Below are 12525 nucleotides of genomic sequence, written 5' to 3' on the forward strand. Positions count from 1 at the left end.
GCGGGCAGATCCCTAGAGACTTATTCCTGGCCGCTGGGGGAGAACTCACTTCCCTCACCCGCTGGTCATTTGAGATTGTGAAAATGTGTCTCTCTGTATTCGCGGATTCGTTCCCGAGCTTCTTTCACTTGTTTCAAAAGAACGGAGAATTCATCGAACTCCAACCCTAGAGCACAAGCGACACCTATGGGTACTTGGAGTGCCTTCTGTTCCAGCTCTTTTCCTTGTTTTGTAAGGGTGACGATTACTTCTCTCTCGTCTCTTGGGTTGCGAGCACGGGTAATGTATTCGATCTTTTCAAGACGCTTCAGTAGCGGGGTAAGCGTTCCGGAATCGAGGTGAAGCTGGGAGCCTAGTTCTTTAACGGGGATTCCGTTGTACTCCCACAAAACCATCATCACTAAGTACTGCGGATAGGTGAGGTTTAGTGGCTCCAGCAACGGCCGATAAAGCTTCGTCATCTCCAACGACGACGAATACAGGGCAAAGCAAAGCTGATTGCTCAATGAGAGCGTGTTCAGGTCCGTGGGGAACGAACTCAACACTTGCTTTGCTTTTCCTTGCATTCTTTGACCTCCAGGGAAAGAACAGGGGGAGGGTGTCGAGAGCCCTTCCCCTGCTTCCGATCTAGCCTTTGAGAGACTAGACAACCTTTAATCTTACGGGAACATTGTTGCGTGTCGCATTGGAGTAGGGGCAAACCTGGTGAGCCTTCTCAACCAGAGCCTCTGCAGCAGCTTTCTCCAAGCCAGGCAGGGAGATCTGCAACTCAACGTCGATTCCAAAACCGCCCTCGGAGCGAGGACCGATCCCGACAGTTGCGGTCACCTTTGTATCAGCCGGAACCTTCGGGCCACCCTGCGAGGCAACAAACTTCATCGCACCAAGGAAGCAGGCAGAATAACCTGCGGCGAACAGCTGCTCAGGATTGTTTCCCGGACCACCTGCACCGCCCAGTTCCTTCGGAGTTGAGAGCTTAACGGACAAGCTTCCATCAGCAGTTGCGGCCTGACCATCGCGGCCTCCGGTTGCGGTTGCACTTGTGGTGTAGAGAACATTTACTGGCATAATTCGATTCCTTTCTCTTTCAACAACAATTCTGTTACTTCTCGGCGGTCGCTCGTCTTTCGCCGGGGGAATCGGTCGAACGATAAAAGCTGGCCAGCACTACAGGGTCTATGTTTTAGCTGCACGATCTCTCCCGCAGCCGTTTTCATCACCTCAAGAGAACGGGCTTGGCCCACCCCTTGAAGAAACTTCTGGAGCCGGAATAGGAAACTGCTGCGTGATATTCAGCCCGATATTTCGGTGCTCGCTCAACAGTCCAGCAGTCAAGACCACGGCACCCAGGGGAAGTTGGGGAAGGGGAGCTGCCATCGTCTTTAACCTATTCCGTGTCACCTGTCGTCCTTCACTGAAATAGATTGTACACAATTTAATTGGATGCAACAAAATTATTTTTATTTCTTTTACGACCTCCTGGGAAGGCTTCCGGTCCACAGAGAAGGAGTTTCGATTTGTAGTCTGGATCACCGCATTCCTGGCCGGACGCTTGTAGTCTTCAATCGCTGAATTCGGAGGAAATGAATGCCAGTAGCAGCAGAAAACGAAACAACGGTAAAAAACCTCTTAGCCGCTTATGAAGGTGAGTCCAACGCACATGCCAAGTACTCCGCTTTTGCGGTCAAGGCAGATGCCGATGGTCTGCACGGAGTAGCCAGCCTTTTCCGCGCCGCAGCACGCGCCGAACAAATTCACGCCAATAATCATGCTCGCGTGATCAAAATGCTAGGCGGCGAAGCAAAAGCTGAGATCCATAATGCTGAGATCAAGACCACGCTTGAGAACCTGAAGGTTGCTCTTGGTGGCGAGCAGTACGAAATCGATTCGATGTACCCGGGGTTTCTGGAGGAGGCAGAGGCTCGCAAAAATACGGCGGCCATTCGCACCTTTCACGGCGCACTCGAGGCCGAAAAAACCCATGCCCGCCTCTATAGCGAAGCGATTGCATTAGTGGAGACCAATAAGAAGGACTCCTGGATCAGCACCGCGCGTGATTTCTATGTCTGCCCGGTTTGCGGTTATACCTCGGAAAAGCCGGAAGCCGAGCGCTGCCCGGTCTGCAATTGTCCGTGGGAGAAGTTCGAAACAATTCGCTAATTGATCCATAAAGCTGTTTGGGGCTCAAAAAGTATCCTCTGGGCCCCAACAAGCGTCACCGGAGCCTCCTCTCCCTATTCCATCCCCCCAAGAAGATCGGTCATTCTCTATACTTCCCTCTCCTCTTATTGTCAGGCCCCTCGCTCAGGCAGATTCTCAAACAATAAAAGTGGATATAGATCATGCATCATTCTGCGTTGTCGAACGTCGAATGTGTTGAGGAATCTTCAATTATGCGTATTTACGAAGACAACTATGCCTATGAGATCGAAAGGATTCTCGATCCGGCAACGCAAGTAAACACTGGCTGGCGATACAACATGTACCGGGTCCGCCCAGTGGAGCAGTTACTCTCTTCCGGAAAGGCACCCACAAGAGCTGACGCCGAAGAGGCTGGGAAACGAGCGCTTGCAGATTTGCTAGCCGAACAAAAAAGGCAAGCTTTCGAGGAGAGGCGCGCAAGCTGACAAATCTCTCGGAGTGAAAGGAATAAGATCTATTTCTCCAGAAGAGATTGACGTCGCATCTTCAAGCGAGTGCGAAGTTCATCTGTGGAAATCCGATGACAACGCAAGCAAAGGGTCCGGATGTTCTCCAAATCGCACTCGCCACCACCCTCGGCCACGGGAATAACGTGATCGGCATCCCACAGTGTGCGCCGCGAGATCCTCCTCAATCCCCAGTAAGCCAGCAGTTCAACCCGCCTCGAACCGCGGGACCGTCTAAGAGACCGGGTCGCCGCTACAGTATCCGTCTGGCAGACGGCGCAAAGGCCCTTATCCCGAAGAAAAACCTGCTCTCGCAGATACCCTGGATCGGTGCGCAAACGCCATTCATGGACGCAGTATTCCGAACAGAAAGTAAACCTCCGAGGAGGCACCTCCAGCCCGCACCACCGGCAAAGATTCCGGCCATTCTCCCCCTTAGGCAGCGAAGAACGGTCAATCCATCCTCCCGGCATGGTTCGCTGAGTGCTCAACTCGGTCAGGCTCCTCTCCACAATATCCCCAATATATCGAGAGCTGTAAACCTCGCCCATAGTCTTCCTACCACACGAAATCGCCATTCCACCTGAGGAAATCTCATTCCCACAGATGGATATACAGGTTTCGCTATGCCGTCAAGAACTCGTAGACTGTAAAGGTTATGAGTGCAAGTGAATCTGGGACCACTGCGATCTTGGCAGAAAAACCTTCTGTAGCACGGGACATCGCCCGTGTCCTCGGAGCGAGTAAAAGGGGGGAAGGTTATCTCCAAGGGAACGGCTACGTGGTCACCTGGGCATTAGGACATCTTGTTTCTCTTGCACAGCCTCACGAAATCAACCCCCAATGGAAGCAATGGCGCTTCGATACCTTGCCTCTCCTGCCGGATCGGTGGCCCTTGGTCATTTACGAAAGAAGTAAGGACCAGTTCGAGGTAGTAAAGAAAATCTTGACCTCGCCCCGCGTCTCCAAAGTCGTATGCGCAACTGACGCCGGAAGAGAAGGCGAACTCATCTTCCGCTACATCTATGAAGCAGCCGGCAGTGACAAACCATTCAGCAGGCTGTGGATTTCATCCTTGACACCGGATGCCATTCGGAGAGGCTTCGACAGCCTTCGTCCAGGCGTGGAATATGACAAACTGGCAGACGCCGCCTGTGGCAGAAGTCGGGCCGACTGGCTCGTAGGAATGAACCTGTCACGTGCCTATTCGCTTCTTTATAACGAAGACCTCTCTGTCGGCCGGGTACAAACTCCAACCTTGGCGATGGTGGTCGAGCGCGAATTGACCTTACGCAACTTTGTTGCCAAGGACTATATAGAAGTCATCGCCACCTTCCGGGAGAAGGCGAATCCTAAAGCGGGCAGCTACCAGGGAACATGGTTCCGTCCCCAGCAAGAAGGCGACAAAGAAGCTCAAGCTAATGCCAGCAGGCTCGACGCCAACGGAGAAGAATCAAAAGAGATCATAGCCCGAGCCAAGACGGGTCAGGCCAGTATTGAGTCGCTCACTTCTGAAACGAAGCGTATGCAGCCTCCTCTGCTCTATGACCTGACAGAGTTGCAGCGACATGCAAATCGCCTGTTCAGCTTTAGTGCTCAAAAGACGTTGGATCTGGCTCAGGCTCTATACGAACGGCATAAGGTACTTAGCTATCCGAGAACTGACAGCCGCTATCTCTCGACAGATGTAGCTACGACTATCCCAAAGATCGTCTCAGTTGTGGCCGGCCGCTACAAACAGCAGCTCGCTCCTGGAACAGGCGAACGTCCAATTAGTAAGCGTTTCGTTGATGACAGTAAAGTCAGCGATCACCATGCCATTATCCCTACGGCTGTTCCGCCTGATAGCGTCCGCCTCTCTGAAGAGGAACGCAAGGTCTACGACCTTGTCTGCCGTCGCCTGCTTATGATGTGGCACGACGACCACCTGCAGGACGTCACCACGGTAATCACCTCGATCACGAACGATGCGATCGTTGACCGCTACCGAACTACGGGCACCGTTGTGCAGCAGATGGGATGGAAAATCCTCGACCTCGCCGCCGAAGATCGTAAAAAGGGATCGAAGGCCAGCGATGAAGACAAAGCAGCAGAGCAGGTATTGCCGACAACACTTGCTCAAGGTCAAGAGCAAAGCCTTCTAGACATCACCGCCAAAAAGAAAAAGACCCGGCCGCCGAAGCGCTTCACCGAAGGGACCTTGCTTACGGCAATGGAAACGGCAGGGAAAAGTCTCGAAGAAAAAGAGCTCTCCGAAGCGATGAAAGAGACCGGTCTCGGAACTCCTGCTACCCGCGCAGGGATCTTCGAGGTCTTGCTGAAGCGCGGCTACATCGTCCGTACAGGAAAGACTCTCGAAGCCACAGATAAGGGTATTCACCTGATCGATGTTGTGCACTCGGAAGTAAAAAGCCCTGCAATGACCGGTCAGTGGGAGGCATTCCTTCGTCGTATCCAGCAGGGAGATTCGGAACTCGACGTATTTTTGAAGGGCATCAATGAATACGTCTGCGACGTCGTAACCCGAGTCCGGCAGATGCCTCGTAAAAGGAGAGCCCCGGCGAAACCCGCTACTCCTCCACCAACAGAGCCGGAATCGAAGCCAAAAGCAAAAAAGGCTCCCTCCGTAACTCAACTACGGAAACTCCTAAAGGACACTTTCGGGGTTCCAGCTTTTCATGCCGAGCAGGAAGCGATTTGCAAGGCAGCAGTGTCACGAAAAGACATGTTGGTGGCCTTGCCTGATGGATCAGGGAAATCACTCTGCTATCAAATCTCAGGAGTTGCGCTCGGCGGTACGACATTGGTGTTTGAAGCTTTCTCACCAACGGTCGAAGAGCACGTGAAAAAGCTTCGAGAGAAAAATCTTACAGCTGAATATATTCATGCAGGAGTAGACCGCGAGAACTCGCGCCGTATCTGCTCCGACTATCTACATGGGAAACTGCAATTCTTCTTTGTCGATCCAGAGCGCCTGAATATCACTGGCTTTCCGGAGATGCTTGCGAAACGCAAGCCCTCGCTCATCGCGATCTGCAATGCCGATCGCATCTCGCAATCAAGCCGAGACTTCGGACAGGACTATCAACTCGTGGCCCACTGCTTGCCGGAGCTTCGTCCTGCTCCCATCATGGCACTCACGGCAGTCGCCACAACGAAGATTCATGATGAGATTGTGCAACAGTTCAGCCTTTCCAACCCTCTACGCTTTATCAAATAAGATAAGCATGTAAACAGATACGCCAAACCGAGAAAAACATACCACCCGCAGCAGAAAGCGCCAAGCAAATCTAAGCAAATGAAAAGAAGGAGGATAGATTCTCCTCAAATACGCCTAAAGGGCGAGCCCTTGAGATCTCGGAGCTGAACCTTTGCGTCTTTTCGCGGTAGTAGATACATTGATGTAGCTTGCCTAAAGCGATTTTGTGGTCCCACGTATTCAAGTTCACTAGATTTACTGCTTCTGGCAGGCCGCTCTTAAACAATAGACCCGAAGATTTCGAGAAATAACTCCGGCAGTTGAAGAGGCATGATGAACTTTCAGTTCCTCACCAGGGATGCCCCGACTACCTCCAGTGCTGTCCTCGCCAAGATAGACCGGGCAGCAAATAAGAGTCTGCGTAAGCGCTGGTGGTATCTACTCCCAGCAGTCTTTGTAACCTATAGCCTCGCCTATCTGGATCGCGCAAACTACGGGTTCGGCGCTGCTGCAGGCTTAGCTGCAACGCTACACATTACAGAGACAAAAAATTCCCTTCTCGCAGCTCTATTCTTTCTTGGCTACTTTCTTTTCCAGGTGCCTGGTGCATCTTTTGCAAGAAAGCATAGCGCTACCCGGTTGATATGTGGAGCACTTGTTGCCTGGGGATCTCTGGCGGCCCTTACCGGAGTCATTCGTGAATTCTGGCTGCTGGCTCTCGATCGTTTCCTGCTCGGAATAGCAGAAAGCTTTATCTTCCCGGCACTGCTGTTTCTGCTCACCAGTTGGTTCACCCGAGCCGAACGTTCGCGCGCCAATACATTTCTCATGCTGGGGAATCCGGCGACAGTGCTATGGATGTCTGCGGTTACCGGTTATCTGATCCGAGGCTTTGGCTGGCAGAGGACTTTTATCATTGAAGGTCTTCCCGCTGTGATATGGGCGGTAATCTGGATTGCTCTGGTACGAGACAAGCCTGCGCAGGCAAACTGGGTAACACAACAAGCCGCACAGCATCTGGAAACAAAGCTTACACAAGAACAACTATCCGTCACTCCGGTAGGCACCGTACATCAAGCATTACTGCGTGCCGACGTTCTGTTGATCGCAGCCTTTTACTTCTTTTGGAGCCTTGGCATCTACGGTTTTGTTCTATGGCTGCCAACGATCGTTCGTCTTGGCGGCGGCTTCTCTATTGAAAAGGTCGGGTTGCTTTCTTCTCTTCCATATTTGTTTGCAGTCATCTTGATGCTTACCGTCTCTCACATCTCAGATAAAACACTACAAAGGAAGCAATTGGTATGGCCATTTTTGCTGATTGCCGGAATTACGCTGTTAGGTTCCTTCTTTTTCACAGGCAGAAGTTTTCCAATGGCCTTTCTCTGTCTTGTTGTTAGCGGAGGCTGCATGTATGCACCTTATGGACCATTCTTTGCGATCATCCCCGAGCGTGTTTCACGGAACGTGGTTGCAGAGGTATTGGGGTTTGTAAATAGCGCTGGAGCTCTTGGTGCTTTCTTCGGCAGTTATTTTGTAGGATTTCTGCAGGCCATTACAGGAAACTCTCGTGCCGGATATTTACTGATGGCTATCGCATTAATATGCTCTGCAACGTTAATGCTCTGTTTGCGTTCCCCGTCGTACATAATCACTATGCCAAAGCAAGAGAATAAGTAACTATGGAAACGTCTCCTATCACCACTGCACAGGTGCTCGAGTGCGGGGACTCGATGCTGACTGAGACAACAACTCACGCTGCCGGTCCAAAAGGCAATCTGCCGCTTACTCCAGAGATGCTTCTGTCACAACCCTCCGGCAATCTCTTTGGACTCACGCAGAACGCAGGTATGGGGTGGGAGCCTTCGCGGCTTCGAGATCCTGAGTTCCTCATACTAAGCACGCATGGCGGCTTACGCTCAGAAGATGGAAGACCAATCGCTCTCGGTTTCCACACTGGACATTGGGAGGTCGGACTGCTTGTCGCTGAAGCCGCACGCGAATTACGAAATCTTCAGGCCATTCCTTTTGCAGGAGCATGCACTGATCCTTGTGATGGACGCACACAAGGGACGGAGGGAATGCTCGATTCTCTTCCCTATCGCAACGATGCTGCCATTGTCCTTCGCCGATTAATGCGCTCGTTGCCCACGCGTAAGGGAGTGATAGGCATTGCCACCTGCGATAAAGGATTGCCAGCCATGATGATGGCTCTGGCCTCTTCAGGGACGATGCCAAGCATCCTCGTCCCCGGAGGAGTCACATTACTTCCCGAAAATGGGGAAGATGCAGGCAAGGTACAAACCATCGGTGCCCGCTATGCACAAAAACAAATCACCTTGGAATACGCCGCAGAGGTAGGTTGCCGCGCCTGTGCTACTCCAGGCGGCGGATGTCAGTTTCTGGGGACTGCGGCTACATCGCAGGTTGTCGCTGAAGCGTTGGGTCTCTCTTTACCGCACACCGCACTTGCTCCCTCAGGCCAGCCGATCTGGCTCGATGCGGCCTCGCGCTCCGCTCGGGCAGCACTGCGAATGATGCAGCTAGGATTGGGGACAAAGGACATACTTACGGATGCTGCTATTCGCAACGCAATGGTGCTGCATGCGGCTTTCGGAGGCTCGACAAATCTCCTGATCCATCTGCCAGCAATAGCTCACGCTGCCGGATTGTCGAGGCCATCCGTCTCCGATTGGATCGAGGTAAATCGCCGAACGCCTCGTCTCGTCGACGCCCTCCCGAACGGTCCCAACAATTTCGCTACGGTCCAGGTTTTTCTGGCCGGTGGAGTACCTGAAGTTATGCTGCATTTACGCCGGGCTGGACTACTGGATACCAGCGTCCGCACGGTTACAGGAGAAACCCTCGATCAGAACCTCAATTGGTGGGAAGAAAGCGAACGCCGATGGAAATTGAAAGATCGCTTACGGCACTTAGATCAGATTGACCCGGATGATGTTATCTTCTCCCCGGATGTCGCTCGTGCACGAGGACTGACCTCGACAGTCTGTTTCCCCGTCGGCAATCTCGCTCCAGAAGGAAGTGTCATCAAGAGTACGGCCATTGATCCGTCCTTGATTGACGAAAACAATGTCTACCGGCACACCGGTCCGGCAAGAGTTTTCACAACAGAAGCAGCAGCCATCGACGCAATCAAGAGCGGCTCTGTAGCCCAGGGCGACGTCATCGTACTTATCTGTGGAGGACCTGCCGGAGCTGGCATGCAGGAAATCTATCAAATTACTTCCGCACTGAAGAATTTACCCTTTTGTAAGCATGTTGCGGTTCTCACAGATGCTCGCTTCAGCGGCGTTTCTACCGGTGCTTGCATAGGGCATATCTCTCCGGAAGCACTCGCAGGCGGCACAATCGGACGAGTACGAGATGGCGACCTGATTGAGATCGTGATCGACCGGAATGCTCTCTATGGATCCGTCAATATGGTTGGAGAGAATGACGAATGCTTCTCCTCTGAAGAAGGAGCCCTTCGTCTGGCTAAGCGTTCTCCAAGAGAGGATTTAGCTCCGCATCCTGCGTTGCCGGAAGACACACGACTGTGGGCAGCCTTGGTCCAGACAAGTGGCGGGGTATGGGGTGGTTGTGTTTACGATGTTGACTCTATAGTGAAACGACTCACCAGTGGTTTAGAAGAAAACGGCAAATCATCCTGAAAGGTTTCCATGAAGATCTATCGCACGATCAGAGGCATAGTTGTAGAAGATAACCACAAACTCTATCGCCTGCAGACAGGCGATTGGGATGAACTCATCGCCAGTCCGGATTTGCACGCATATGTTCAACGTGAAATCGAGAAAGAATCGATAGACGATTTCGGTGAAGCCGATATCCTCGCTCCCATTGTCAACCAGGAAGTGTGGGCAGCAGGAGTCACCTATTACCGCAGTCGCAGCGCCAGGATAAAAGAGTCCATGGATGCGGGTGGGGGTAGCTTTTACGATCGTGTTTATTCTGCTGATCGGCCAGAGCTCTTCTTTAAGGCGACAGGCCGCCGCGTCGTCGCTCATTGCCAGGCAGTTCGCATCCGTACAGATGCCAGATGGTCTGTCCCGGAACCGGAGTTAACCTTACTGATCAATCCCACGGGAAAAATCATTGGCTATACGATCGGAAACGACATGAGCTCCAGAGATATAGAAGGAGAAAATCCTCTTTATCTTCCTCAAGCCAAAGTTTACGACGGAAGCTGCGCGCTTGGTCCTGGCATCCTACTCGCTGCCGAACCTCTCGCAAAAACCACCGGCATTCATCTGGAGATTCAACGAGCGGGAGAGACGATCTTTCATGAAAGCACTACACTCGCGGAACTAAAACGCGATCCTAAGGTGTTGGTGAAATATCTCTTCTCGAACAATAGCTTCCCGCATGGGGTGTTCCTGATGACAGGAACCGGAATCATTCCCGCAGACGATTTCACGCTCTCCCGAGGAGATCGTGTCCGCATCAGCATTGACGGCATCGGCACGCTTGAAAATCATGTTGGCTAAAGAGCTTTGAAATAGCGTATCTAAAGAAAGGGCACCGTAGCCCTGCACTGATAAGAAACATCAAAATCCGAGCTCCCGTTTCATTTATCGCGGGTCGGCTACCCCGGTGCAGGACTGACACAGGGCAAAGGCCAATTCGTCTTTGAGCTTCTGGTTATATTCAAAATTGTCTGCAATTACTAGCATGGAAAGATAGAAGCTCCAGCACTTCGCCCCAGCGGGGCGAATCGACAGTAGCCCAGCGCGGAGTCCGCTTTGCGGACGGGAGCGCTGGGTTAGCCCCCTCACGTCTCGCCGCCCCGTATGGTGGCGGCACGAAATCCTCCACAGATCTTAGGTGAGGAGATTAGGATTCGTTCCGCCCCTGCCGGGGCGGATCTATTGAAGGGGATTGCGAACCCCGCATTCCGCTACGCTCCACACGGGCTATTTTCGTTCGCTCCCTCCGGGAGGTATTGTTCCCTTACTGTTCAGGGCCGATGCAATGCTGCAAACCACATTCGCAACCCCTCATAAGAAACATCAAAATCCGACCTCCCGTTTCGTTTATCGCGGGTCGGCTGCTCCGGTGCGGGACTGATACAAGATCACTGCAGGGCTACGGTTTCATGGTTCGCAATCAATCAGCAGAACATTATGTGGACTTTCTTTCAAAGCGCTATCGGCAAAGATTATCCAGCTTTGGAGGCTCCAGGGCTTTTGGAGGCAGAGGCACCTGCTTCGTTGTCGCCACACCTTCCAGGGAATCAGAAGCAGGCTTCAGCTTCAGGTCCATATCCTGGAGATAAAACGAATCTTTTTCTGCTTCCTCCAAAGTCACAAACTTGACGCCCTCATCCTTGTACATACGAAGCAAACGCGGCAGCATTCGGGCATCGAAGGCTCCAATGTGCATCAGCAGCACATAGGGAATATCGTGTCCATAGAGTGAGCGGGAAAGCGAACGCACATAGTGGAGTTCACTTTTTGCAGCCATCAGATAGCTCGTTTCCAGAAACGCTATCGCTTCGGCATCTTTCTTTTCGCTGCAACGGGCATAAGGCTCATTCCATAGATAATCGCCAAAGCTCATGGTTGTACCGGCAATTCTGTATCCGTGCTGAGCTAGAAAAGCTCTTACCCCCTCTCTCTTTTCCTCCGTATCGCCTTGCGCAAGATAGGGGAACCGCAGCCAATGCCAATCGGCACTCTTCATCCTGGTTTCAATTGCAGGTTCATTCCGGAGAACATCTTTCTCCCAATCTTCCAGAGAGTGCGTATTCAGGTTCATATGCGACCAGGCATGATTCCCGAGCAGGTTTCCAGCTTTGCGCCAGTCATCAAGGACGACGGCATCGCCTGGTTGACGCTCAATTGCTTCCGCATTCACAAAACCATAGATAGGTGGAACTCCGGCTTGTTTCAGGGCCTCGATAGTCGCGGTCGCAACTCCTACCCGCGTTGCCCCTGGAGGTAAGGCACTATGTGCCGGCAGATCGTCAAAAGTGATGGCTACCTGTTGTGCAAAGCCCGCGCCCCAGGACATCCCACACACTCCAGCCGCAACCAGTAATACTCGAAAAAATCTAGAACCTGCCAATCTCGCCATCTTCCCTTCCCTTTCCACGCCGGAAATACTCGAACAAACGTTATACAGCAATTGAGAGTACGTAGGAATCCGCTACTATAGCGTCTCAAATTTCATATAAAGCACTTTAATATTCGGAGTTCTTGATAAGCCTCAGCTACACCTTGACTATCTACACCCCGAGAGTGTAGATAATCACAGTATGGGTAAACCGAGCGATCTTGTTCAGGGAACTCTCGACTTGCTGATTCTTAAGACCATCGCTCTTGAACCGATGCATGGTTGGGCTATTGCCAAGCGTATTCAGCAGATCTCCGGCGAAGTGCTGCAGGTACAGCAAGGCTCTCTCTATCCGGCGCTACATCGGCTGGAACAACAAGGGTGGGTTCGAGCCAAATGGGCAGAAAGTGAAACGGGCAGACAGGCAAAGTTTTATTCCCTCACTGCGGCTGGACAAAAACAGATGGAAACAGAAACGGCGAACTGGAACAGGTTATCGGAAGCAATCAACTTGATTGTGCAAAACGCATAGTCCATTTTGCACATAGGCACGTTCAAACTCCAGAGCTGATCCCATAGTGGTCATTGCCAATAGCATCCCCTTTGCTG

General features: G+C 52.1%; 11 protein-coding genes. 7 read left to right on the forward strand and 4 right to left on the reverse strand.

Features of this window, described 5'->3' with window-relative positions; translation table 11 throughout:
- Window positions 1-65: 65 nt before the first annotated feature.
- Window positions 66-566, reverse strand: coding sequence for a MarR family winged helix-turn-helix transcriptional regulator (locus AC6I7T_RS09055; protein ID WP_497793041.1), 501 nt, complete (start codon window positions 564-566; stop codon window positions 66-68).
- A gap of 76 nt (window positions 567-642) precedes the next feature.
- Window positions 643-1068, reverse strand: a complete 426-nt coding sequence (locus AC6I7T_RS09060) for an organic hydroperoxide resistance protein (protein WP_497793042.1) — start codon at window positions 1066-1068, stop codon at window positions 643-645.
- 519 nt (window positions 1069-1587) lie between these two features.
- On the opposite strand from AC6I7T_RS09060, the gene AC6I7T_RS09065 reads away from it, so the two are divergent.
- Window positions 1588-2160, forward strand: coding sequence for a rubrerythrin family protein (locus AC6I7T_RS09065; protein WP_497793043.1), 573 nt, complete (start codon window positions 1588-1590; stop codon window positions 2158-2160).
- A gap of 233 nt (window positions 2161-2393) precedes the next feature.
- Window positions 2394-2627 carry a hypothetical protein gene (locus tag AC6I7T_RS09070; RefSeq protein WP_497793044.1) on the forward strand — a complete coding sequence of 78 codons (234 nt, stop codon included), beginning with the start codon at window positions 2394-2396 and terminating at the stop codon, window positions 2625-2627.
- A 29-nt stretch (window positions 2628-2656) separates the two neighbouring features.
- Here the strand turns inward: AC6I7T_RS09070 and AC6I7T_RS09075 are convergent, their stop codons facing one another.
- Complete coding sequence (locus tag AC6I7T_RS09075) at window positions 2657-3226, reverse strand: HNH endonuclease (RefSeq protein ID WP_497793045.1); 570 nt, start codon at window positions 3224-3226, stop codon at window positions 2657-2659.
- Window positions 3227-3306: 80 nt separating this feature from the next.
- On the opposite strand from AC6I7T_RS09075, the gene AC6I7T_RS09080 reads away from it, so the two are divergent.
- From AC6I7T_RS09080 to AC6I7T_RS09095, 4 genes are all read left to right on the forward strand, one after another.
- Window positions 3307-5868, forward strand: a complete 2562-nt coding sequence (locus tag AC6I7T_RS09080; protein ID WP_497793046.1) for a DNA topoisomerase 3 — start codon at window positions 3307-3309, stop codon at window positions 5866-5868.
- Window positions 5869-6177: 309 nt separating this feature from the next.
- On the forward strand, window positions 6178-7524 hold the full coding sequence (locus AC6I7T_RS09085) for an MFS transporter (RefSeq protein WP_497793047.1): 1347 nt from the start codon (window positions 6178-6180) through the stop codon (window positions 7522-7524).
- Between the two features lie 2 nt (window positions 7525-7526).
- Window positions 7527-9515: a YjhG/YagF family D-xylonate dehydratase gene (locus AC6I7T_RS09090; protein WP_497793049.1), complete on the forward strand. Its 1989-nt coding sequence runs from the start codon at window positions 7527-7529 to the stop codon at window positions 9513-9515.
- 9 nt (window positions 9516-9524) lie between these two features.
- A complete protein-coding gene (locus tag AC6I7T_RS09095) occupies window positions 9525-10349 on the forward strand; it encodes a fumarylacetoacetate hydrolase family protein (protein WP_497793050.1) in 825 nt (274 codons plus the stop codon).
- A 658-nt stretch (window positions 10350-11007) separates the two neighbouring features.
- On the opposite strand, the gene AC6I7T_RS09100 is transcribed toward AC6I7T_RS09095, so the two are convergent.
- Window positions 11008-11937 (reverse strand): polysaccharide deacetylase family protein, encoded by a 930-nt coding sequence (locus AC6I7T_RS09100; protein WP_497793051.1) that lies wholly within the window; start codon window positions 11935-11937, stop codon window positions 11008-11010.
- Between the two features lie 181 nt (window positions 11938-12118).
- Between AC6I7T_RS09100 and AC6I7T_RS09105 the strand changes: the two genes are divergently transcribed.
- Window positions 12119-12448 carry a PadR family transcriptional regulator gene (locus AC6I7T_RS09105; protein WP_497793052.1) on the forward strand — a complete coding sequence of 110 codons (330 nt, stop codon included), beginning with the start codon at window positions 12119-12121 and terminating at the stop codon, window positions 12446-12448.
- Window positions 12449-12525 lie beyond the last annotated feature (77 nt).

The organism is Humiphilus diazotrophicus (assembly GCF_059726315.1).